The 22444-nt window shown below is 60.6% G+C and carries 19 protein-coding genes; 9 read left to right on the top strand and 10 right to left on the bottom strand.

What is annotated here, in order from left to right; genetic code table 11:
• Window position 1 precedes the first annotated feature (1 nt).
• From lspA to murJ, 4 genes are all read right to left on the bottom strand, one after another.
• On the bottom strand, window positions 2–511 hold the full coding sequence (gene lspA / locus AB3G88_RS03895) for a signal peptidase II (protein ID WP_099583982.1): 510 nt from the start codon (window positions 509–511) through the stop codon (window positions 2–4).
• Window positions 504–3335, bottom strand: a complete 2832-nt coding sequence (gene ileS, locus AB3G88_RS03890; protein ID WP_099583981.1) for an isoleucine--tRNA ligase — start codon at window positions 3333–3335, stop codon at window positions 504–506. The genes lspA and ileS overlap by 8 nt, the downstream gene beginning before the upstream one ends.
• A gap of 14 nt (window positions 3336–3349) precedes the next feature.
• Window positions 3350–4288, bottom strand: a complete 939-nt coding sequence (gene ribF, locus AB3G88_RS03885; RefSeq protein ID WP_160385075.1) for a bifunctional riboflavin kinase/FAD synthetase — start codon at window positions 4286–4288, stop codon at window positions 3350–3352.
• A gap of 119 nt (window positions 4289–4407) precedes the next feature.
• On the bottom strand, window positions 4408–5946 hold the full coding sequence (murJ, locus tag AB3G88_RS03880; RefSeq protein ID WP_191947965.1) for a murein biosynthesis integral membrane protein MurJ: 1539 nt from the start codon (window positions 5944–5946) through the stop codon (window positions 4408–4410).
• A gap of 254 nt (window positions 5947–6200) precedes the next feature.
• Here murJ and rpsT point away from each other — a divergent pair, with 254 nt between their 5' ends.
• Entirely contained in the window at window positions 6201–6479 is a 279-nt protein-coding gene (gene rpsT, locus AB3G88_RS03875) for a 30S ribosomal protein S20 (protein WP_003188401.1), read from the top strand.
• Between the two features lie 188 nt (window positions 6480–6667).
• Here rpsT and AB3G88_RS03870 read toward each other — a convergent pair whose 3' ends face one another.
• A complete protein-coding gene (locus tag AB3G88_RS03870) occupies window positions 6668–7153 on the bottom strand; it encodes an FKBP-type peptidyl-prolyl cis-trans isomerase (RefSeq protein WP_480453309.1) in 486 nt (161 codons plus the stop codon).
• On the opposite strand from AB3G88_RS03870, the gene AB3G88_RS03865 reads away from it, so the two are divergent.
• Genes AB3G88_RS03865 through AB3G88_RS03855 form a run of 3 tightly spaced genes read left to right on the top strand, consistent with a single transcriptional unit; the run spans window position 7122 to window position 10517 of the window.
• Window positions 7122–7457, top strand: a complete 336-nt coding sequence (locus AB3G88_RS03865; protein WP_480453307.1) for a DUF3565 domain-containing protein — start codon at window positions 7122–7124, stop codon at window positions 7455–7457. The genes AB3G88_RS03870 and AB3G88_RS03865 overlap by 32 nt on opposite strands.
• Window positions 7458–7517: 60 nt before the next feature.
• Window positions 7518–9617: a phosphate acetyltransferase gene (gene pta / locus AB3G88_RS03860; RefSeq protein ID WP_099583977.1), complete on the top strand. Its 2100-nt coding sequence runs from the start codon at window positions 7518–7520 to the stop codon at window positions 9615–9617.
• Window positions 9618–10517, top strand: a complete 900-nt coding sequence (locus AB3G88_RS03855; protein ID WP_099583976.1) for a 1-acylglycerol-3-phosphate O-acyltransferase, YihG family — start codon at window positions 9618–9620, stop codon at window positions 10515–10517.
• A gap of 176 nt (window positions 10518–10693) precedes the next feature.
• Here AB3G88_RS03855 and cysN read toward each other — a convergent pair whose 3' ends face one another.
• From cysN to AB3G88_RS03840, 3 genes are all read right to left on the bottom strand, one after another.
• A complete protein-coding gene (cysN, locus tag AB3G88_RS03850) occupies window positions 10694–12592 on the bottom strand; it encodes a sulfate adenylyltransferase subunit CysN (protein ID WP_099583975.1) in 1899 nt (632 codons plus the stop codon).
• A 9-nt stretch (window positions 12593–12601) separates the two neighbouring features.
• Window positions 12602–13519, bottom strand: a complete 918-nt coding sequence (cysD, locus tag AB3G88_RS03845) for a sulfate adenylyltransferase subunit CysD (RefSeq protein ID WP_032886164.1) — start codon at window positions 13517–13519, stop codon at window positions 12602–12604.
• A gap of 163 nt (window positions 13520–13682) precedes the next feature.
• A complete protein-coding gene (locus AB3G88_RS03840; protein WP_112193379.1) occupies window positions 13683–14441 on the bottom strand; it encodes a Nif3-like dinuclear metal center hexameric protein in 759 nt (252 codons plus the stop codon).
• Between the two features lie 102 nt (window positions 14442–14543).
• Here AB3G88_RS03840 and algW point away from each other — a divergent pair, with 102 nt between their 5' ends.
• Window positions 14544–15698 carry a Do family serine endopeptidase AlgW gene (gene algW / locus AB3G88_RS03835; RefSeq protein WP_099583973.1) on the top strand — a complete coding sequence of 385 codons (1155 nt, stop codon included), beginning with the start codon at window positions 14544–14546 and terminating at the stop codon, window positions 15696–15698.
• Window positions 15699–15810: 112 nt separating this feature from the next.
• Window positions 15811–17916 carry a TonB-dependent siderophore receptor gene (locus AB3G88_RS03830; protein WP_480453304.1) on the top strand — a complete coding sequence of 702 codons (2106 nt, stop codon included), beginning with the start codon at window positions 15811–15813 and terminating at the stop codon, window positions 17914–17916.
• 103 nt (window positions 17917–18019) lie between these two features.
• Here AB3G88_RS03830 and hemH read toward each other — a convergent pair whose 3' ends face one another.
• Window positions 18020–19045, bottom strand: coding sequence for a ferrochelatase (gene hemH, locus AB3G88_RS03825; protein WP_112193375.1), 1026 nt, complete (start codon window positions 19043–19045; stop codon window positions 18020–18022).
• Between the two features lie 14 nt (window positions 19046–19059).
• Window positions 19060–19959 (bottom strand): TIGR01777 family oxidoreductase, encoded by a 900-nt coding sequence (locus tag AB3G88_RS03820; RefSeq protein WP_480453301.1) that lies wholly within the window; start codon window positions 19957–19959, stop codon window positions 19060–19062.
• Window positions 19960–20171: 212 nt separating this feature from the next.
• Here AB3G88_RS03820 and AB3G88_RS03815 point away from each other — a divergent pair, with 212 nt between their 5' ends.
• The 3 genes from AB3G88_RS03815 to AB3G88_RS03805 all read left to right on the top strand — a co-directional run bounded on the left by AB3G88_RS03815 (window position 20172) and on the right by AB3G88_RS03805 (window position 22442).
• The gene (locus AB3G88_RS03815) at window positions 20172–21158 is read left to right on the top strand and encodes an NAD(P)/FAD-dependent oxidoreductase (RefSeq protein WP_480453299.1); all 987 of its coding nucleotides are present in this window, start codon (window positions 20172–20174) and stop codon (window positions 21156–21158) included.
• Complete coding sequence (locus AB3G88_RS03810; RefSeq protein WP_099583968.1) at window positions 21155–21370, top strand: TIGR02450 family Trp-rich protein; 216 nt, start codon at window positions 21155–21157, stop codon at window positions 21368–21370. The genes AB3G88_RS03815 and AB3G88_RS03810 overlap by 4 nt, the downstream gene beginning before the upstream one ends.
• A 112-nt stretch (window positions 21371–21482) precedes the next feature.
• On the top strand, window positions 21483–22442 hold the full coding sequence (locus tag AB3G88_RS03805; protein WP_112193370.1) for a YbgA family protein: 960 nt from the start codon (window positions 21483–21485) through the stop codon (window positions 22440–22442).
• Window positions 22443–22444 lie beyond the last annotated feature (2 nt).

Raw genomic sequence — 22444 nt, 5'->3', positions numbered from 1 at the left:
ATCAGTCATTGACGGTCTCTCCGGTTTTCTTACTTTTGAACATATCCAGCGCCAACATGATCGCGCCGACGGTGATGGCGCTGTCGGCGAAGTTGAACGCCGGGAAGTAATGACGGTTCTGCCAATGCACCAGGATGAAGTCGATTACATGGCCAAGGGCAATGCGGTCGTACAGGTTACCCAGCGCACCACCCAGCACCAGGGCCAAGGCAACGGCCAGCCAGGTGTCATCGCGACCCAGGCGCTTGAGCCACACCACCAGCACCGCACTGACCACCAGCGCGATAACGGCAAACAGCCAGCGCTGCCAGCCACCGCCATCAGCGAGGAAGCTGAACGCGGCGCCGGTGTTGTAGGCCAGGGTCCAGCTGAAGTAATCGGGGATCACCACGATCTGCTGGAACATTTCCAGGGAGCCCTCGAAGTGAGCCTTGCTGACCTGGTCAATGACCAGGACCAGCAAACTCAACACGAGCAAGCCCAGGCGTCCGAAACGACTGGCGTTAGGCATAGTGGCGAACCTCGCCTTCACCGGAGATGTTGTCGACGCAACGACCACAGATTTCCGGATGCTCAGGGTTCACACCCACATCTTCACGGCAGTGCCAGCAACGGGCGCACTTGGCAAAGGCGGACTTCATCACTTTAAGCTTGAGGCCCGGCACTTCGGTAGCCACGGCATCAGCCGGTGCTTGAGCGAATGGCGCCAGGCTCGCCGTGGAGGTGATCAACACGAAGCGCAGCTCGTTGCTCAGTTTGGCCAGGTCGGCGGTCAGGCCTTCCTCGGCAAACAGGGTGACTTCAGCTTGCAGGTTGCCACCGACGGCCTTGGCCGCACGTTGAACTTCCAGCTCCTTGTTCACCGCAACTTTGACGGCCATCACGCCTTCCCAGTACTCGCGGCCCAGTTCGAAGTCGGCAGGCAGTTCGGTCAGGCCTTCGTACCAGGTATTGAGCATCACGGATTCGTTGCGCTCGCCCGGCAGGTATTCCCACAGTTCGTCGGCGGTGAACGCAAGGATCGGCGCGATCCAGCGCACCAGCGCTTCGCTGATGTGGTACAGCGCAGTCTGCGCCGAACGGCGTGCTTTGCTGTTAGCGGCGGTGGTGTACTGGCGGTCCTTGATGATGTCGAGGTAGAAACCACCCAGTTCCTGCACGCAGAAGTTGTGGATCTTCGAGTACACGTTCCAGAAGCGGTATTCGCCGTAGTGTTCCTGCAACTCGCGCTGCAGCAACAGGGTGCGGTCCACGGCCCAACGGTCCAGGGCGAGCATGTCCTCGGCCGGCAGGATGTCCGTGGCCGGGTTGAAACCGGTCAGGTTCGACAGCAGGAAGCGCGCGGTATTGCGGATGCGACGATAGGCATCGGCGCTGCGGGCCAGGATCTGGTCCGATACGGCGATCTCGCCCGAGTAATCGGTCGAGGCCACCCACAGACGCATGATGTCGGCGCCCAGGGTGTCGTTGATCTTTTTCGGCTCGATCACGTTTTTCAGCGACTTGGACATCTTGCGACCCGTCTCGTCGACGGTGAAGCCGTGGGTCAGCAATTCGCGGTACGGGGCGTGATCGTCGATGGCGCAACCGGTCAGCAACGAGGAGTGGAACCAGCCACGGTGTTGGTCCGAGCCTTCCAGGTACAGATCGGCACGCGGGCCGGTCTCGTGGCCCATCGGGTGCGAGCCACGCAGCACGTGCCAGTGGGTGGTGCCCGAGTCGAACCACACGTCGAGGGTGTCGCTGATCTTGTCGTACTGCGGCGCTTCGTCGCCAAGCAGTTCGGCGGCGTCCAGTTTGAACCAGGCTTCGATGCCCTCCTGTTCAACGCGCTGGGCCACGACTTCCATCAGCTCGACGGTACGCGGGTGCAACTCGCCGCTTTCCTTGTTCAGGAAGAACGGGATCGGCACGCCCCAGTTACGCTGGCGGGAGATGCACCAGTCCGGACGATTGGCGATCATCGAGTGCAGGCGCGCCTGGCCCCAGGCCGGGACGAACTTGGTGTCTTCGATGGCCTTGATCGCGCGGTTGCGCAGCGTATCGCCGCTGGCTGGCTCTTTGTCCATGCCGATGAACCACTGCGCGGTGGCGCGGTAGATCAGCGGAGTTTTGTGGCGCCAGCAGTGCATGTAGCTGTGCTTGATGGTGTCGGTTTGCATCAATGCGCCGACTTCACGCAGCTTTTCGATGATCGGCTGGTCGGCCTTGAAGATGAACTGACCACCGAAGAACTCCAGCGAAGGCACGTACACGCCGTTGCTTTGCACCGGGTTGATGATGTCATCGTTGACCAGGCCGTACTTCTTGCAGATCACAAAGTCGTCAACGCCATAGGCGGGCGAGCAGTGGACCACGCCAGTGCCCGAGCCCAGCTCGACATAGTCAGCCAGGTACACCGGCGACAGACGGTCATAGAACGGGTGACGGAAGTTGATCAGTTCAAGCGCGGAGCCGGTGGTGGTGGCGATGACCGAACCTTGCAGCTCGTAACGCGCCAGGCACGCCTCGACCATTTCCTCGGCCAGCACCAGCAGGCGATCACCGACGTCTACCAGCGCGTAGGTGAACTCCGGGTGCACGTTCAGCGCCTGGTTGGCCGGGATGGTCCACGGGGTGGTGGTCCAGATCACGATGGCCGCTGGTTTGCTCAGGCTTGCCAGGCCGAATGCCTGGGCCAGCTTGGCGTCGTCGGCGATCGGGAACGCCACGTCGATGGTCGAGGACTTTTTGTCTTCGTACTCGACTTCGGCTTCGGCCAATGCCGAACCGCAGTCAAAGCACCAGTTCACGGGCTTGAGGCCCTTGAACACGAAACCACCCTTGACGATTTCTGCCAAGGCGCGGATTTCACCGGCCTCGTTCTTGAAGTTCATGGTTTTGTACGGGTTGTCCCACTCGCCCAACACACCCAGGCGGATGAACTCGGACTTCTGCCCTTCGATCTGCTCGGCGGCGTAGGCACGGCACAGTTCGCGGGTTTTATCGGCGCCCAGGTTCTTGCCGTAGGTCACTTCGACCTTGTGTTCGATCGGCAGGCCGTGGCAGTCCCAACCCGGAACATAAGGTGCGTCGAAGCCCGAAAGGGTTTTCGAACGCAGGATCATGTCCTTGAGAATTTTGTTCAGTGCATGACCGATGTGAATCGTGCCGTTGGCGTAAGGAGGGCCGTCGTGCAGGACGAACTTCGGACGATCCTTGCCAATCTCGCGCAACTTTCCGTACAGGCCAATACTGTCCCAGCGCTGCAGGATCTGCGGTTCGCGCTGTGGCAGGCCGGCCTTCATTGGGAAGGCGGTGTCCGGAAGGTTTAGCGTGGCTTTATAGTCGGTCATTTAAGGCTCTTCGGTTAGCGATGGGCGCTAGGTGCGGCTAGTGCACGGGCGGCGGCGACATCCGCATTGATCGCCGTTTTCAACGCCTCAAGGGAGGCGAAACGCTGCTCTTCACGCAGCTTCTGGTGGAAAACCACCGTCAAACGCCGGTCGTATAAATCACCGGCAAAATCCAAAAGGTGAACTTCCAGGTGGGCCTTGCCATCACCTGCAACCGTGGGCCTGACGCCTATGTTGGCGACTCCCGGCCACGGCTGGCCGTCGATGTCGACGCTCACCAGGTAAACCCCGGTAAGCGGCACACGACGACGCTTGAGTTGCACGTTGGCGGTTGGCGTGCCCAGTTGGCGCGCCAGCTTCTGGCCGTGCAGTACCCGCCCGGCAATGCGGAACGGGCGACCCAGCAGACGCTCGGCCAGGGCGAAGTCGGCAGCCGCCAGGGCATTACGCACCTGGGTGCTGCTCACACGCAGGCCGTCCAGTTCGACGGTTTGCGCGGCTTCAACGGTAAAGCCCTGAGTAACGCCGGCGTGCTGCAGGAATTCGAAATCCCCAACCCGATCGCAACCAAAACGGAAGTCGTCGCCGACCTCCAGATGCTGCACGCCCAGGCCATCCACCAGGATACGGTCGACGAACTCGGCGGCGCTGAGGCTTTGCAAGCGCTGGTTGAAAGCCAGGCAGAGGACGCGGTCCACGCCTTCTTCGGCCAGCAGTTGCAGCTTGTCCCGCAAGCGGGCCAGGCGGGCCGGCGCCGTCTCCGGGGTAAAGTATTCCCGCGGCTGTGGCTCAAAAATCACCACGCAGCTGGGCACGCCCAACTCGACCGCACGCTCGCGCAGCCGGGCCAGGATAGCCTGGTGACCACGGTGAACACCGTCAAAGTTGCCAATAGTGGCGACGCAGCCCCGATGCTGGGGGCGCAGGTTGTGGAGACCTCGAACCAGCTGCATAACGCGCTTCTTGCTCATAAAGTGGTCGATTATAACCACACCCAGCCTCAGACGACAGGCAACAGCGCAGGGCAAATGGATCGAATCGATAAAACACCGCTTTTATCGCGGCAAACTCTCTAGCTCAACGACTTGCGATTGAAATCCCGCAGGCGGAAACCCTGCAGCAGCAACATTCCGAAGTACACCACCACGCCAGCGACAACCAACACGCCCAGACGCATGAAGCGTTCCAACATAGGGCCTTGGTCCCACGCCGGCATAAAGTGCATCAAGCCCAGTAACACCGCCGACATCATTGCCACCGCCACCAACAGCTTGAGGGCAAACATGCCCCAGCCCGGCTGCGGCTGGAACATCTGCTGTTTGCGCAGTTGATAAAACAGCAAGCCCGCATTGATGCAGGCACCCGCGCTGATCGCAAGGGCCAGGCCGGCATGAGCCAATGGACCAATAAACACCAGATTGAGCAGTTGCGTGACGATCAGCGTGAAGATCGCGATTTTCACGGGTGTACGGATGTTTTGCTGGGCATAAAAGCCAGGCGCCAGCACTTTGATCACGATGATGCCTAGCAGGCCGACGGAGTAGGCAACCAGCGCGCGCTGCGTCATCAAGGCGTCATGGGCGTCGAATTGGCCGTATTGGAACAGTGAAACCGTCAGCGGCTCGGCCAGGATGCCCAGCGCCAGGGCACACGGCAACACCAGGACAAAACACAGGCGCAGGCCCCAATCAAGGATGCGCGAGTACTCCTGCCGGTCCTTGCTGGCATAAGTGCGCGCCAGGGTAGGCAGCAGGATTGTGCCCAAGGCCACGCCCAGCACGCCGGACGGCAGCTCCATCAGGCGGTCGGCGTAATACATCCACGACACCGAGCCCGATACCAGCAGCGAGGCAAAGGCCGTGTTGATAATCAGGGAAATCTGGCTGACCGATACGCCGAGGATCGCCGGCAGCATATTGCGCATCACGCGCCAGACGCCGGTGTCCTTAAGATTCAGGCGCGGCAGCACGAGCATGCCGATCTTTTTCAGGTGCGGCAGTTGGTAGAGCAGTTGTGCCAGGCCGCCGGCCAATACAGCCCAGCCGAGCGCCATGACCGGCGGATCGAAATACGGGGTGAGGAACAGCGCGAAAATTATCATGCTGACGTTTAGCAGGGTCGGCACAAACGCCGGCACCGAGAAACGGTTCCAGGTATTGAGGATCGCCCCGGCCAGGGATGACAGGGAAATCAGCAATATATAAGGAAAGGTAACCCGTAGCAGATCAGTGGTCAGCGCGAACTTTTCCGGCGTATTGGCGAAACCGGGCGCCGTGGCCCAGATCACCCAAGGTGCGGCGAGCATGCCGAGGATAGTCACCAGCATCAAAACCAGGGTCAGCAGGCCTGAGACGTAGGCAATAAAGGTGCGGGTAGCCTCCTCGCCTTGCTGGGTCTTGTATTCGGCCAGAATCGGCACGAATGCTTGGGAAAACGCTCCCTCCGCGAAGATACGCCGCAGCAGATTGGGCAATTTAAAGGCAATAAAGAAGGCATCCGTGGCCATGCTGGCGCCAAAAATGCGTGCCAGCAGGGTGTCACGCACAAACCCCAGAACCCTGGAGATCATCGTGATAGAGCTGACGGCGGCCAACGATTTGAGCAGATTCATTGAAAGAGTTTGCGCCTATTAGATAAAGAGCAGGCGAACTGTGCGCCTACTTATGCGATACTGCGCGCCTGCAACAGCACAGAGCCAAAGCTCGCGAGTTTACAGGTCAAGCGCCGGAAATAAATCACCCGCCTCTTCAGATCGACCACTCAGCAGTTCGCATCAGCCGCCCTTGACAACACATCAAGTCATCGGCATGATTCGCGGCCTATTTTGTTTGCTATTTCCTAAAAAGTCTTTCGAGGAGCTCGACGGTGGCCAACACACCTTCCGCCAAAAAACGTGCAAAACAGGCTGAGAAGCGTCGCAGCCACAACGCCAGCCTGCGTTCCATGGTTCGTACCTACATCAAGAATGTAGTTAAAGCCATCGACACCAAAGACGCTGAAAAAGCTCAAGCAGCTTACGTTCTGGCTGTGCCAGTTATCGACCGTATGGCCGATAAAGGCATCATCCACAAGAACAAGGCCGCTCGCCATAAGAGCCGCCTGAACGGCCACATCAAGGCTCTGAGCGTTCCTGCTGCTGCCTAAGTGGTAACAACTGCAACGCAACCCTGGTTGCGAAACAGTTAAGAAATGCCCCGTACCGAAAGGTCCGGGGCATTTTTGTTTTCTGAAGTACAACTCTTCCACATTTGAACTTCAGTGCTTTTTTAAGCGCAAAAAAAACGCCCCGAACCAGTCGGGGCGTTTTTGCTATCAGCTGATTAACGCATCAATCAGTGCTGATGACCGCCTTCACCGTGAACGTGGCCGTGAACCACTTCTTCCTGGGAAGCATCGCGGATGGCAACGATCTTCACTTGGAAGTTCAGGCGCTGGCCTGCCAGAGGGTGGTTGCCGTCGACGGTTACGTCGTCGCCGTCCAGATCACGGATAGTCACGATCTGCATTTGGCCGTCCGGCGCGGAAGCGTGGAACTGCATGCCCACTTCCAGCTCGTCAACGCCTTCGAACATGCTGCGGCTCAGAGTGCTGACCAGTTCAGCCGAGTACTCGCCGTAGGCATCTTCAGGTTCTACGGCAACGGTCAGTTCATCACCAACTGCCTTGCCTTCCAGTGCCTTTTCCAGGCCTGGGATGATGTTACCTGCGCCTTGCAGGTAGACCAGCGGCGCGCCGCCGGCGGAGCTGTCGATGACCTCACCAGCGTCGTTGGTCAGGGTATAGTCGATGGAGACAGCCTTGTTAGCGGCGATCGTCATGGGGCGAGACCTTTTGCATAAGAATGAAGAACGGACAAGTCTAAACAAGGATTTGCCCGAAAGCGAACAGAACCCGGACAGACGGGACCGATCAAGGGTCACGGTCGTCGGTTTTCATCTGGACGAAGAACGGCATTGGGTGGCCGAGCTGTCCTGCGGCCACACCCAGCATCTGCGCCACCAGCCACCATGGCAATCCCGCGCCTGGGTAATCGACCCCGCACAGCGTCTGGAAAAAATAGGCCAGCCCTTTGCCTGCGGCTGGTGTGCGCAAGCCCCGAATAACGATAACCTTGACGCCTGATTCCCGGTAGGCACTCAGCCATAGAGCGCCACCGAAGCCATGCACCTCCAGAGAATTCGCATGCAGACTTTTTTTATCGCGCCCACCGATTTTGGTGTGGGTCTGACCTCCATCAGCCTTGGGCTGGTGCGCACCCTTGAGCGGGCCGGGCTGAAAGTCGGCTTCTTCAAGCCGATTGCCCAGCCGCACCCCGGCGACACCGGCCCCGAACGCTCCACCGAACTGGTGGCACGCACCCACGGCCTCAAGCCACCACAGCCTTTGGGCCTGGCACACGTTGAACGGATGCTCGGCGACGGCCAGCTCGACGAACTGCTCGAAGAGATCATCACCCTCTATCAGCAGGCCGCCGTGGGCAAGGACGTACTGATCGTCGAAGGCATGGTGCCCACCCGCAACGCCAGCTATGCGGCACGGGTCAACCTGCACCTGGCCAAGAGCCTGGACGCGGAAGTGATCCTGGTCTCCGCTCCGGAAAACGAAGTGCTCACCGAACTCTCCGGCCGCGTGGAATTGCAGGCCCAACTGTTCGGCGGCCCGAAAGACCCGAAAGTACTCGGCGTGATCCTCAACAAGGTGCGAACCGACGAAAGCATGGAGGCGTTTTCAGCGCGCCTTAAAGAGCATTCGCCTTTACTGCGCAGCGGTGACTTCCGCCTGCTCGGCTGCATTCCGTATCAACCGGAACTCAACGCGCCGCGCACCCGCGACGTGGCCGACCTGATGGGCGCGCAGATCCTCAACGCCGGCGACTACGAAACCCGGCGCATGACGAAGATCATCATCTGCGCCCGCACCATGCGTAACACCGTCGAGCTGCTCAAACCCGGCGTGCTGGTGGTAACCCCAGGCGACCGCGACGACATCATCCTCGCCGTCAGCCTGGCCGCGATCAACGGCGTGCCGCTGGCCGGCCTGCTGCTGACCAGCGATACACTGCCCGATCCGCGCATCATGGACCTGTGTCGCGGAGCGTTTCAGGCCGGGCTACCGGTGCTGTCGGTGAGCACCGGCTCCTACGACACCGCCAACCTGCTCAACAACCTGAACAAAGAAATCCCCATCGATGACCGCGAGCGCGCCGAGATCATCACCGATTTCGTCGCCAGCCACCTTGATGCGCGCTGGCTGCATCAGCGTTGCGGCACACCACGGGAAATGCGCCTGTCGCCAGCGGTGTTCCGCTACCAGTTGATCCAACGCGCCCAGGCCGCCAACAAACGCATCGTGCTGCCCGAAGGCAGCGAGCCACTTACCGTCCAGGCCGCCGCCATCTGCCAGGCCCGAGGCATTGCCCGCTGCGTGTTGCTGGCCAAACCAGCCGATGTGGAAGCCGTCGCCCGCGCCCAAGGCATCGAATTGCCGGAAGGCCTGGAAATTCTCGACCCGGACCTGATCCGCCAACGCTACGTCGAACCAATGGTCGCGCTGCGCAAAAGCAAAAGCCTCAACGCGCCGATGGCCGAGCAACAATTGGAAGACACAGTGGTGATCGCCACCATGATGCTCGCACTGGATGAAGTGGATGGCCTGGTTTCTGGCGTTATCCACTCCACCGCCAACACCATCCGCCCTGCCCTGCAACTGATCAAAACGGCGCCGGGCTGCACGCTGGTGTCGTCGGTGTTCTTCATGCTGTTCCCCGAAGAGGTGCTGGTGTACGGCGACTGCGTGATGAACCCGCACCCAAGCGCTGCGGAACTCGCGGAAATCGCCCTGCAAAGCGCCGACTCGGCGGCGGCGTTCGGCATTACCCCGCGCGTGGCGATGATCAGCTATTCCAGCGGTGATTCGGCCAGCGGCGAGGAAGTGGAAAAAGTTCGCGAAGCCACCCTGCTCGCCCATGAACAGCAAAGCTCGCTGTTGATCGACGGCCCCCTGCAATACGACGCCGCCGCCAACGAGGACGTAGCCCGACAACTGGCGCCCAACAGCCAGGTCGCCGGCAAGGCCACCGTGTTCGTCTTCCCTGACCTGAACACCGGCAACACCACCCACAAGGCCGTACAACGCAGCGCCGATTGCGTAAGCCTGGGCCCGATGCTCCAGGGCCTGCGCAAACCGGTCAACGACCTGCCCCGCGGCGCCCAGGTTGACGACATCGTGTACACCATCGCCCTGACCGCGATCCAAGCCGCCAACCGACCAATGGATATCTAAATGCTGGATTTTCTACCTGCCGCCGTGCGCGGGGTGATCGCTTCGCTGTTGCTGGCGCTGAACACGATCCTGCTGTGTTCGTTCCTGTTCATCGTTGCGCTGTTCAAGGCGTTGCCGTTTGCCAAGCGCTTCAGCGAATGGCTGATGAACCACACCCACGAAGCCTGGGTCACCAACAACAAGGGTTGGATGAACCTGGTACAGCGCACGCGCTGGCACCTCAAAGGCCTTGAAGGGCTGGATTATCAACACTCGTACCTGGTGACCAGCAACCACCAGAGCTGGGTCGACATCATGGTCTTGCAATACGTGCTCAATCGACGGATTCGCCCGCTGAAGTTCTTCCTCAAGCAGGAATTGATCTGGGTGCCGGTGATTGGTCTGGCGTGGTGGGCACTGGGCTTTCCGTTCATGAAGCGCTACACCAAGGCTTATCTGGAGAAGCACCCGGAGAAGAAAGGCAAAGACTTGGAAACCACCCGCAAGACCTGTGCGAAGTTTCGCGACAACCCGGTCGGGATTTTCAACTTTGCCGAAGGCACACGGTTTACTGATGGCAAACATGCCCAGCAAAAATCGCCATTCCGTTACCTGCTCAAGCCCAAGGCTGGCGGCATCGCATTTGTGCTGGACGCCATGGGCGAGCAACTGAAGTCACTGGTGAATGTGACCATTCACTACCCTGGCGGGCGTCCTGGTTATTGGGATTTGCTATGCGGGAATGTGAAGGACGTGGTGGTGCAGTTTGAAGAGGTGCAGATTCCGGCCGAGTTTATTGGCAAGAATTATGAGCAGGATGGGGAGTATCGGTTGGCGTTCCAGAGCTGGATCAACCGGTTATGGGAAGACAAGGATGCGTTGCTGGAAAAGCTGCATAAAGACTTCCCAGGCAAACGATGATCAACCTGTGGGAGGGGGCTTGCCCTCGATGACGGAGCATCAGTTGATGCAGTCGTAGCTGACCCACGGCTATAGAGGGCAAGCCCCCTCCCACATTTGACCGCGCCCGATCTTGAAGATGTGAAAAAGCCCGCCACCGATCACTCGGTGGCGGGCTTTTTTTGTGGCCGCGAGGTTTAGATCGCGCCGCGCTGACGCAACAGTTCCAGCACTTGCTTGACGCTGTCTTCCAGCGACAGCGCCTGGGTGTCGAGCACCAGGTCGGCATTCAACGGCACGTCGTACGGGAAGGATTCGCCAGGGATGTTATCCCCGCCGGCCGCGTACAGGCCTTGCGGATCACGCTCGGCGCATACCAGCGGCGACGCCTGCACGTACACAGTCAGCAGACGATCACCGCCAATCAGCGCCTTGGCCTGTTCACGGCCTTCGGCATCCGGGGCAACGAACGCGGCCAGGGTCAGCAGGCCGGCTTCGTTGAACTGGCGCGCCACGTGAGCCGCACGACGCCAGTTTTCCGTACGCCCGGCACGATCCTGTGGCAGACCTTTGTTCAGGTCGTGACGCAGGTTCTGACCATCCAGCACGAAGACCGCACGACCCATGTCGAACAGCTTGCGCTCGACCGCATAGGCCAAGGTGCTCTTGCCAGCGCCGGACAGGCCGCTGAACAGCACGGTGGCCGGTTGCTGGCCGAAGCGCTGGGCACGCTCTTCGGTGGCCACATGCGCCAACTTGCCATGCTGCGCCGCGCTGCCGTGAGTGACCGGCGGTGCGATGATCATGCCTGCGGCAACGGTGCCGTTGGTCAAGCGGTCGATAACAATGAACGCGCCCGTGGTGCGATTGCTGTCGTAACCATCCAGCGCGATGGCGGCGTCGAGGCTGACCTTGACCCGGCCGATCTCGTTCAATTGCAGCGAACTCGCCGGGCCTTCGGCCAGGGTGTTCACGTCCACGCGGTGCACGATACTGGTGATGGAACCCGGCACGTAGCTGGTGGCGCGCTTGATGTCGTATTTCTTGCCCGGCAGCATCGGTTCTTCGGCCATCCACACCAGCATGGCGTCGAAGGCGTCAGTTACTTGCGGCACGTTGTCGGCATGCACCAGCAGGTCGCCACGGGAGATGTCGATCTCGTCTTCCATGGTCAGGGTCACGGCCTGGCCTGGGCCGGCGTGTTCCAGCTCACCATCGAAGGTGACGATGGATTTGACGCGGCTGCTCTTGCCCGACGGCAGAACCACGATCTCGTCGCCCTTGTGCACGATACCGCTGGCCAGGGTGCCGGCGAAACCACGGAAGTTCAGGTTCGGACGGTTGACGTACTGCACCGGGAAACGCAGGTCGGTGTAGTTGCGGTCGTTGGCGATCTCGACGGTTTCGAGGATTTCCATCAGCGACTGGCCGGTGTACCAAGGCGAACGCTCGCTCTTGTTCACCACGTTGTCGCCCTTGAGCGCCGACATCGGCACAAAGGCCATGGTGCTCGGCTTGAAGGCGATACCGTCGGCGAACTTCAGGTAATCGGCCTTGATCTGCTCGAACACGCTCTGGTCGAAGCCGTTGATGTCCATCTTGTTGACGGCGATCACGATGTGCTTGATGCCCAGCAACGAGGCGATGAAGCTGTGGCGACGGGTCTGGGTCTGCACGCCGTAGCGGGCGTCGATCAGGATGATCGCCAGGTCACAGGTGGAGGCACCGGTGGCCATGTTGCGGGTGTACTGCTCATGGCCGGGGGTGTCGGCAATGATGAATTTGCGCTTGGCGGTGGAGAAGTAGCGGTAGGCAACATCGATGGTGATGCCCTGCTCACGCTCGGCCTGCAGGCCGTCGACCAGCAACGCCAGGTCGATGTCGTCACCGGTAGTGCCGGACTTCTTCGAATCGCGGGTGATGGCTTCCAGGTGATCTTCGTAGATCATCTTGGAGTCGTGCAGCAGGCGCCCGATCAGGGTGCTCTTGCCGTCATCGACGTTGCCGCAGGTCAGGAAGCGCAACATCTCTTTGCGCTCGTGCTGGCCCAGGTAGGCGAGGATGTCCTCGCTGATCAAATCAGATTGATGCGACATGACAGCCCCTTAGAAATAGCCTTGACGTTTTTTATCTTCCATTGAGCCTGCGCCATCGTGGTCGATGACACGGCCCTGGCGCTCGGAAGTTCGCGTCAGGAGCATTTCCTGAATGATGTCCGTCAGCGTCTCGGCTTCGGACTCCACCGCGCCCGTCAACGGGTAGCAGCCAAGGGTACGGAAACGGACTTTCTTTTTGACGATGCGGGCTTTGTCTTCGTCGGACAGGTGCTCAAGGATGCGGTCGTCGTCGATCATGATCAACGTACCGTTCTTCTCGATCACGTCGCGTTCGGCGGCGAAGTACAGCGGCACGATCGGGATGCCTTCCAGGTAGATGTACTGCCAGATGTCCAGCTCGGTCCAGTTGGACAGCGGGAATACACGGATCGACTCGCCCTTGTTGACGTTGCCGTTGTAGACGTTCCACAACTCGGGGCGCTGGTTCTTCGGGTCCCAGCGGTGCTTGCTGTCGCGGAACGAGTACACGCGCTCTTTGGCGCGGGATTTCTCTTCATCACGACGGGCACCGCCGAACGCTGCGTCGAAACCATGCTTGTCCAAGGCCTGCTTGAGGCCTTCGGTCTTCATGATGTCGGTGTGCTTGGCGCTGCCGTGGGTGAACGGGTTGATGCCCTGCGCAACGCCATCGGGGTTGACGTGGGTGATCAGGTCCAGGCCCAGTTCCTCGACCATCTTGTCGCGGAACGCGTACATCTCCTGGAATTTCCAGCGGGTGTCGACGTGCATCACCGGGAACGGCAGTTTGCCCGGAAAGAAGGCCTTGCGTGCCAGATGCAGCATCACGGCGGAGTCTTTACCGATCGAGTAGAGCATCACCGGGTTGTCGAACTCGGCGGCGACCTCGCGGATGATGTGGATGCTTTCCGCCTCCAGCTGTTTCAGATGCGTCAGTTTGTCGACCATGGTTACTCACGGAAAAACGATCTTATGGACGGCCAGCGGGCCGTGTTCGAGCGAGGCATGCTAGCACAGCACCTTCTTCTATTCAGGGAGCTGGCTAGATCGAAACGGTATATGAATATGCCGCCAGGTTTGGCCTGCCATGCCGTCAAACCCCCTCCCACATTCAGATTGGGTTGGGGCAGTCGATGAACAGATGTTCGAGCGCAAAACGCCGCGCCAAGTAATCGCCCAGTGCCTGTACGCCATAGCGCTCGGTGGCGTGGTGGCCGGCGGCGATGAAGCTGATGTCGTTTTCCCGCGCACTGTGGAAGGTTTGCTCGGAGGCTTCGCCGCTGAGGAACAGGTCGACGCCGGCGGCAATCCCATGGTCGATGTAGCCTTGGCCACCGCCGGTGCACCAGCCGACGCGGCGGATCATTTCGCTGCCTTCGATCAGCAGCGGTTCGCGGCCCATGACGTCCTGCACGCGGCGGGCAAAGTCGCGGGGCGACAGGGGTTCGGCGAGGGAGCCGACCAGGCCGACGATCTTGGGGTTGGTCGGGTCGAGAGGGCCTTCGACGGTGATGTCCAACTGCTTGGCAAGCTGCACGTTGTTGCCGACGTCGGGGTGCAGGTCCAGCGGCAGGTGATAGGCCAGCAAACTGATGTCGTGCTTGAGCAGGGTTTTCAGGCGGCGCTGCTTCATGCCGGTGATGCAGGGGTTCTCGCCTTTCCAGAAATAGCCGTGGTGCACCAGGATCAAATCGGCCTGGGCTTCAACGGCTGCGTCCAGCAGGGCTTGGCTTGCGGTCACGCCGCTGACGATGCGCATCACCTGCGGACGGCCTTCGACTTGCAGGCCGTTGGGGCAGTAGTCGGCGATTTTTGCACTGCCGAGGTAGCGGTCCGCTTCCTCGACGAGGGTGGTAAGGGGGACGGCCATAAAAGACTCCTAAATATCCCGTTCCGAGGCGCTCGCAGCCTCGTATAATGCGCGACATTATGGGCGCTCTCCCGCCCCCTGCAACCTGTCAGGACTTACTTGATGCTCAAGGCACTGCGTTTTTTTGGATGGCCATTGCTGGCTGGCGTGCTGATCGCGATGCTGATTATTCAGCGTTATCCCCAGTGGGTGGGCTTACCCAGCCTTGATGTCAACCTGCAACAGGCGCCGCAGACCAGCGCGGTGGTGCAAGGCCCGGTGACGTACGCCGACGCAGTGGTCATTGCCGCTCCGGCGGTGGTCAACCTGTACACCACCAAGGTCATCAACAAGCCGGCGCATCCGTTGTTCGAGGATCCGCAGTTCCGCCGCTATTTCGGTGACAACGGGCCCAAGCAGCGGCGCATGGAATCCAGCCTGGGTTCCGGGGTGATCATGAGCCCCGAAGGCTACATCCTCACCAACAACCACGTGACCACCGGCGCCGACCAAATTGTGGTGGCCCTGCGTGATGGCCGCGAAACCCTGGCCCGCGTGGTGGGCAGCGACCCGGAAACGGACCTGGCGGTGTTGAAGATCGATTTGAAAAACCTGCCTTCCATCACCCTCGGCCGTTCCGATGGCTTGCGGGTGGGTGATGTGGCGCTGGCCATCGGCAACCCGTTCGGGGTGGGCCAGACGGTGACCATGGGCATCATCAGCGCCACCGGCCGTAACCAGTTGGGCCTCAACAGCTACGAAGATTTCATCCAGACCGACGCGGCGATCAACCCTGGCAACTCCGGCGGCGCGCTGGTGGATGCCAATGGCAACCTGACCGGTATCAACACCGCGATTTTTTCCAAGTCCGGCGGCTCCCAGGGCATCGGTTTTGCGATCCCGGTGAAGCTGGCGATGGAAGTGATGAAGTCGATCATCGAGCACGGCCAGGTTATTCGCGGCTGGCTGGGGATCGAAGTACAACCGCTGACCAAGGAACTGGCCGAGTCGTTTGGCCTGACCGGGCGCCCTGGCATCGTAGTCGCCGGGATCTTCCGCGACGGACCGGCGCAGAAAGCCGGCCTGCAATTGGGTGACGTGATACTGAGCATCAACGGCGAACCGGCCGGCGACGGTCGCAAGTCGATGAACCAGGTGGCGCGGATCAAACCGACCGATAAGGTGGCGATCCTGGTGATGCGCAACGGTAAAGAGATCAAGTTGTCGGCGGAAATCGGCCTGCGCCCGCCGCCGGCTCCGGTAAAAGAAGAAGAATAAGCCGCCTCGTCCAGGTGCCCCTTAGCGGGCACCTGTAAGTTAATGTTTCACAGCGATTCATTCTCATTAGTCATGTTATATTGTTTCAATATCGCTATTGGAACGCTCTATCATGCCGTCTCGAAGAATTGCCCCCTTGGCTGGCCTGGCCTTGGGTTTGCTGCTCGACCCCGCCTTTGCCGAAGAAACCACCGTCGAACTCGATACCATCAGCGTCACTACCGACGCCTATGAATCCGCCACCGGCCCGGTGAAGGGCTACCGCGCCACTCGTTCGGCCAGCGCGACTAAAACCGACACAGCCCTGCGCGATATCCCACAATCCATCAGCGTGATTCCCGCCACGGTGCTCAAGGACCTGGGCAGCACCAATGTGGAACGCGCCCTGGAATTTGCGGGCGGCGTGTCCAAGCAAAACAACTTCGGCGGCCTGACCCTCTACGAATACAGCGTGCGTGGTTTCACCACCTCGGAGTTCTACCAGGACGGTTTCAGCGCCAACCGTGGTTACCCGAGCACACCGGACGCGGCCAATATCGAACGCATTGAAGTACTCAAAGGCCCTGCGGCCAGTTTGTACGGGCGCGGCGACCCAGGCGGCACCGTGAATATCGTCACCAAAAAACCTCAGCCAGACGCCTTCACCACCCTGCAAACCAGCGCCGGCAGTTGGGACCGTTACCGCACCGCCATCGACGTCAACACCCCCCTGGACAACGAAGGCCACGTGCTCTCGCGGGTCAACCTGGCAGTAGAGGACAACCACAGCTTTCGCGATCACGTGCAGAGCAAGCGCGTTTTGGTTGCGCCCTCGTTCAGTTGGCAACTGGACCCGGACACCAGCCTGCTGGTGGAAAGCGAATTCGTGCGCCACAGCTCCACGTTCGACCGTGGCATCGTCGACGCGCCCGGTCTGTCGCGCTCCACCTTCCTCGGCGAGCCCAACGACGGCGACATCGACAACCACAACAACCGCATCCAGGCGACCCTCGAACATCACCTCAACGACGCCTGGAAACTGCGCCTGGCCAGCCACTACAAACAAGGCAGCCTATGGGGCGATGCCTCGGAAAACCGGCCACTCAGCGCCGACGGCCATACCCTCAACCGCCGCTACCGCGAACGCTCCATGGGCTGGCACGACAGCATCACCCAATTGGAGCTGCGCGGTTTGTTCGACGTCGGCAGCTGGCAGCATGAACTGCTGGTGGGCACCGAATACGAGGACTACCGCAAGAAGGAACGCGTGACCGCCATCGCCGGCAGCCCGGGTAGCTCATACGCGATCGACATCTACAACCCGGTCTACGGCCAAGCCAAACCCAATGGCGTACGTTCCGGCACCGACTTTTTCGAGCAGACCAAAAGCCACGCCCTGAACCTGCAAGACCAGATCGTCTTTACCGACCGCCTGCGCGGCATGGTCGGCGCACGCTTCGAGCATTTCGAGCAAACCGTCGACGACTTCACCCGCAACGCCCCGCCGAGCCGGCAAACCCACGACGCCCTCACCCAGCGCGCCGGCCTGCTTTATCAACTCACGCCCGAAGTCGGCGTGTTCGCCAACGCTTCGACCTCGTTCAAACCCAACAGCGGCCTGGACGCCACGGGCAACACCTTCAAGCCCGAAGAAGGCGTGGGTTATGAAGTGGGGATCAAGAGCGAGCTGTTCGACGACCGCCTCAGCACCACCGTCGCCGCGTTCCATATCGAAAAGGAAAACGTGCTGGCCCTGGACCCGGCCACCAACACCAACCGCGCCATGGGCAAGGCGCGCAGCCAGGGCGTTGACTTGCAACTGACCGGGCAACTGACCGACGCGATACGGGTGATCGGCGCCTTCGCCTACATCGACGCCGAAGTGACCAAAGGTGACAAGGCCATTGCGGCCGGCAGCCGCATTCTCGGCGTGGCCAAGCGCAGCGGCAGTCTGTTGGGGGTGTATGAATTCCAGGATGGCGCGTTGCGCGGCTCAGACCTGGGCGCAGCGTTTACCTATGTGGGAGACCGCTCAGGTGAAGCAGGCGGCAGCTTTGAACTGCCGGCCTACCACACCGTAGATTTGCTCGCGCATTACAAGGCGACCGAGAACGTGACGGTGGGCCTGAACCTGAACAACCTGTTTGATGAAAAATACTATGAGCGGTCCTACAGCAATTACTGGGTCAACCCCGGCGAACCGCGCAACTTCACGGTCAGCCTGACCCTCAATCTCTAACACAAATCAAACATGTGGGAGGGGGCGTGCTCCCGATAGCTGCTACGAATTACGTGTAGCGGGATCAAGCCCCTTCCCACATTTGGATCTGCGCCAGGTTCAATTACAGTGAAAGAGGCGCTCTTTCGCACAGCGTATTGAGCGCCGCCGCCCACTGCGGATCATCATTCAAGCACGGTACCAATACCAATTCCTCGCCCCCGGCCTCGCGGAACTGCTCCAGGCCGCGATCGCCAATCTCTTCCAGGGTCTCGATGCAATCGGCCACAAACGCCGGGCACATCACCAGCAGCTTTTTCACGCCTTGTTGAGCCAGCGCCTCCAAGCGCGCTTCGGTGTAGGGTTCGATCCACTTCGCACGGCCCAGGCGCGATTGAAACGCCACCGACCATTTGCCATCCGGCAAGCCCAGGCGCTCGGCTACATCGCGGGCAACACTGAAACATTGCGCGCGATAGCATGTGGCAAGCACTTGCGGCGAGGCGTTCTTGCAGCAGTCGGCATCCTTGAAGCAATGCTGGCCGGTCGGGTCGAGCTTAGTCAGATGGCGCTCGGGCAAACCATGAAAGCTCAGCAGCAAGTGGTCGTAATCCTGCTCGATATAACGCTGTGCGCTCGCCGCCAGGGCATCGAGGTATTCGGGCTGATCGTAGAACGGCTGCAGGATCGAAAACTGTACATTCAGTTTCCTGTCTTTCACCACGCGCCGGGCCTCTTCGATCACCGTGGTCACGGTGCTGTCGGCGAACTGTGGGTACAAAGGCGCCAGAGTGACCTTCTGAATGCCTTGGGCGGCCAGCCGGGTGAGGGTCGTTTCCAGGGACGGCTCGCCGTAACGCATGGCCAACTCTACTGGGCCCTGGGTCCACTGCGCGGTCATCTGCTGTTGCAGGCGGCGACTGAGCACTACCAGCGGCGAGCCTTCATCCCACCAGATCGACGCATAGGCATGGGCCGACTGCTCGGGGCGCTTGATCAGGATCAGCGACACCAGCAAGCGCCGCACCGGCCATGGCAGGTCGATCACATAAGGGTCCATCAAAAACTGGTTGAGGTAGCTGCGCACATCGGCCACCGAAGTGGACGCCGGTGAACCCAGGTTGACCAGTAACAACGCGTGATCCGTCATGCAACATCCTATCTCTAGAGGCGGCTGGACAAGTCGTCCAGAGCCGCATGCAACTCAGTGAACTGGAAAATGAAACCGGCGGCCATCAAGCGTTCGGGGATCGCCTTCTGCCCGCCCAGTAACAGCCCCGACAACTCGCCCAAGCCGACTTTCAGCGCAAAGGCCGGCATCGGCATGAACGCCGGGCGGTGCAGCACCTGGCCCAGGGTCTTGGCGAACTCGCGGTTACGCACCGGGTGTGGCGCGCAGGCATTATACGGACCGCTGGCGTCATCCTTGTGCAGAAGAAAATCAATCAGGGCGATTTGATCCTTGATATGCACCCAGGGCATCCACTGCCGACCATTGCCGATCGGCCCGCCCAGCGCCAGTTTGAACGGCAACAGCAGCCGCGACAAAAAGCCGCCCTCGGCCGCCAGCACCAGGCCGGTCCGCACCAGCACCACACGAATGCCCAGGGCTTCTGCGCGCTGGGCGGTTTCTTCCCAGGCGATACACAGCTGGCTGGGGAAGTCGTCCTGCACCGGGCCGCTGGCCTCGGTCAGTTCGCGCTCACCGCCGTCGCCGTACCAGCCCACCGCCGAGCCGGAAATCAACACCGCCGGTTTCTGCGCCTGGCCTTCGAGCCACGCCAGCAGGGTTTCGGTAAGACCGATGCGGCTGCCCCACAACAGCGCCTTGCGTTTGTGAGTCCAGGGGCGGTCGGCGATGGCGGCGCCGGCGAGATTGACCACCGCGTCCACGGCGCCGATCACCTCTTCCAGGCGCGCAACGCCCAGCACCTGCGCGCCACACAGGGCGGCAACCTCTTCAGGATGGCGGCTCCACACGGTCAGGCGATGGCCTTGGGCGAGCCAGTGTTGGCAGAGTTGGCGGCCGATCAAGCCGGTACCGCCGGTCAGCAAAATATGCATGGGATCCTCCTCATGTAACGTTCGCCGCCGATCACTGGTCTATTTTATAAGCAGGGATCAATTTGTAATCGGGCGTGGCTGTTGTTTAAGCCTCAGCTTTAACCATAGGTCACGCCAGACGTTCAGGTACGCCAAAACTTATACCAAAAAACAATATTGTACAGCTATTGGTGTCGGCGTAGTCTGTACCCAACGGTAAAACGAGGCCTCCCATGACTGTCCCCATCGCGACCATCGGTACCGGCATCGCCGGTCTCTCCGCCGCCCAAGCGTTACGAGACGCCGGGCACGCTGTAAAACTTTTCGACAAGAGCCGCGGCAGCGGTGGCCGCATGTCCAGCAAGCGCAGCGATGCCGGCGCGCTGGACATGGGCGCCCAGTACTTCACCGCCCGCGACCGACGCTTCGTCAACGAAGTGCAACGCTGGCAAAGCAACGGCTGGGCCGAGCAATGGAAACCGCAGTTGTACAACTTCAAATCCGGCCAGCTCACGCCCTCCCCCGACGAGCAGATCCGCTGGGTCGGCTCACCGCGCATGAGCGCCATCACCCGCGCCCTCCTCGATGACTTGCCGGTGGAATTCGGTTGCCGCATTACCGAGGTGTTCCAAGGCACTCAGCACTGGAACCTGCTCGACGCGGACGGCGGCAGCCATGGCCCATTCAGCCATGTGGTCATCGCCACGCCAGCGCCCCAAGCCACCGCCCTGCTGGCTGCTGCGCCCAAGCTGGCCAGCGCCGCCGCGGGGGTGAAAATGGACCCCACGTGGGCTGTCGCCCTGGCCTTCGACAAGCCACTGGATACACCGATGGAAGGCTGTTTCGTACAAGACAGTCCCCTCGACTGGCTGGCGCGCAACCGCAGCAAACCTGGGCGCGACACCACCCCCGATACCTGGGTGCTGCATGCCACCAGTGCGTGGAGCAAAGCCCATCTGGACTTGCCCAAGGAAGCCGTGATCGAACACCTGCACGGCGCCTTCGCCGAATTGCTGCACAGCGCCATGCCTGCGCCGTCCTTCAGCCTGGCGCACCGCTGGCTTTATGCGCGCCCGTCCAGCAGTCACGAATTCGGTGTGCTGGCCGATGCTGACCTGGGCCTGTACGTGTGTGGCGACTGGTGCCTGTCCGGTCGGGTCGAAGGTGCCTGGCTCAGTGGCCAGGAAGCCGCGCGACGATTGATCGAGCACCTGCAATGAACCGTCTCAACCCCGCCAAACTGCTGCTGTCGAAGTGGACAGCAGCCCACCCCCGCCACAAGGAAAAACACTTTCTGGTCACCGAATTGTTCCGGGACGAAGAAGGCACCGTGCTGGAAATCGAGCTGCAGGCGATCATGACCAAACGGGCCGAACGCCTGCCGTGGCAGACTTTGCAGAATGCCGAGGCCTGGAAAATCGGCTGGAAATAGTCCTCACGAAAAAACCTGTACAAATAATTTGACTTGTACAGCATCAAACCTATGATGAGATTTAGTTGTACAACGCCTAAAGCTTGTACAGGAATTTATCAGGGGTTTGCCGATGTCCAGCAGCGCAAAACCGAAGATCGCTATCAGCGCCTGCCTGTTGGGCGAGAACGTGCGCTTCAACGGCGGTCATAAACAATCCCTGCTCTGCAGCCAGACCCTCGCCGACTATTTCGACTTTGTGCCGCTGTGCCCCGAAGTTGCGATTGGCCTGGGCATCCCCCGCGAACCGATCCGCCTGGTCGGCGACCCTGCCCACCCGCAGGCCGTGGGCACGGTGCGCCGTGAGCTCAACGTGACCCAGCCGCTGGACGACTACGGCCAGCAGATGGCCCAGGAACACACCGACCTGTGCGGTTACATTTTTATGCAGAAATCGCCGTCCTGTGGCCTGGAGCGGGTCAAGGTGTACCGCGAAAACGGCACCCCGGTCGACGGTGGCGGGCGCGGCATCTATGCCCGGGCGTTTTGCGCGCGCCACCCCAACCTGCCGGTCGAAGAAGACGGCCGATTGAATGACCCGGTGCTGCGGGAAAACTTCCTGACCCGCGTGTTCGTCTACGCCAGTTGGCAGCAGCTGCAGGCCGAAGGACTGACCCGTCACGGCCTGCTGGCTTTTCACTCGCGCTACAAATACCTGCTGATGGCCCACAGCCCTGTCCATTACAAAAGCCTGGGTCACCTGCTGGGCAGCATGGGCAAAGGCACCGACCTCAGTGAACTGGCCGCGTGTTACTTCAGCGACTTGATGACCGGCCTGACCAAATGCGCCACCCGCGGCACCCACACCAATGTGCTGCAACACATCAGTGGCTATCTCAAGCAGGTCATCAGCGCCGACGACAAGCAGGAAATGCAGACCGTTATCGGCCAATACCGCCACGGCATCGTGCCACTGGTGGTGCCGTTGACCCTGCTCAAACATCACTTTCGCCAACACCCGGACCGCTACATCGCGCAGCAGGCGTACCTGCAACCGCACCCGGAAAACCTCAGCCTGCGCAATGCGATCTAGAC

This window comes from Pseudomonas arvensis (assembly GCF_056688935.1).
This window is presented reverse-complemented; position numbering and strand designations above follow the sequence as displayed.

What these genes read in the sequence shown, in the direction of transcription:
- ileS (WP_099583981.1), bottom strand. Translation starts at nt 3,335, where the DNA reads ATGACCGACTATAAAGCCACGCTAAACCTTCCGGACACCGCCTTCCCA.
- hemH (WP_112193375.1), bottom strand. Translation starts at nt 19,045, where the DNA reads ATGACGGATCACGCGTTGTTACTGGTCAACCTGGGTTCACCGGCGTCC.
- AB3G88_RS03870 (WP_480453309.1), bottom strand. Translation starts at nt 7,153, where the DNA reads ATGACGATCGCCGCTAACAAGGCTGTCTCCATCGACTATACCCTGACC.
- ribF (WP_160385075.1), bottom strand. Translation starts at nt 4,288, where the DNA reads ATGCAGCTGGTTCGAGGTCTCCACAACCTGCGCCCCCAGCATCGGGGC.
- algW (WP_099583973.1), top strand. Translation starts at nt 14,544, where the DNA reads ATGCTCAAGGCACTGCGTTTTTTTGGATGGCCATTGCTGGCTGGCGTG.
- cysD (WP_032886164.1), bottom strand. Translation starts at nt 13,519, where the DNA reads ATGGTCGACAAACTGACGCATCTGAAACAGCTGGAGGCGGAAAGCATC.
- AB3G88_RS03830 (WP_480453304.1), top strand. Translation starts at nt 15,811, where the DNA reads ATGCCGTCTCGAAGAATTGCCCCCTTGGCTGGCCTGGCCTTGGGTTTG.
- pta (WP_099583977.1), top strand. Translation starts at nt 7,518, where the DNA reads ATGCAGACTTTTTTTATCGCGCCCACCGATTTTGGTGTGGGTCTGACC.
- AB3G88_RS03820 (WP_480453301.1), bottom strand. Translation starts at nt 19,959, where the DNA reads ATGCATATTTTGCTGACCGGCGGTACCGGCTTGATCGGCCGCCAACTC.
- AB3G88_RS03805 (WP_112193370.1), top strand. Translation starts at nt 21,483, where the DNA reads ATGTCCAGCAGCGCAAAACCGAAGATCGCTATCAGCGCCTGCCTGTTG.
- AB3G88_RS03855 (WP_099583976.1), top strand. Translation starts at nt 9,618, where the DNA reads ATGCTGGATTTTCTACCTGCCGCCGTGCGCGGGGTGATCGCTTCGCTG.
- AB3G88_RS03840 (WP_112193379.1), bottom strand. Translation starts at nt 14,441, where the DNA reads ATGGCCGTCCCCCTTACCACCCTCGTCGAGGAAGCGGACCGCTACCTC.
- AB3G88_RS03810 (WP_099583968.1), top strand. Translation starts at nt 21,155, where the DNA reads ATGAACCGTCTCAACCCCGCCAAACTGCTGCTGTCGAAGTGGACAGCA.
- AB3G88_RS03865 (WP_480453307.1), top strand. Translation starts at nt 7,122, where the DNA reads ATGGAGACAGCCTTGTTAGCGGCGATCGTCATGGGGCGAGACCTTTTG.
- cysN (WP_099583975.1), bottom strand. Translation starts at nt 12,592, where the DNA reads ATGTCGCATCAATCTGATTTGATCAGCGAGGACATCCTCGCCTACCTG.
- lspA (WP_099583982.1), bottom strand. Translation starts at nt 511, where the DNA reads ATGCCTAACGCCAGTCGTTTCGGACGCCTGGGCTTGCTCGTGTTGAGT.
- AB3G88_RS03815 (WP_480453299.1), top strand. Translation starts at nt 20,172, where the DNA reads ATGACTGTCCCCATCGCGACCATCGGTACCGGCATCGCCGGTCTCTCC.
- murJ (WP_191947965.1), bottom strand. Translation starts at nt 5,946, where the DNA reads ATGAATCTGCTCAAATCGTTGGCCGCCGTCAGCTCTATCACGATGATC.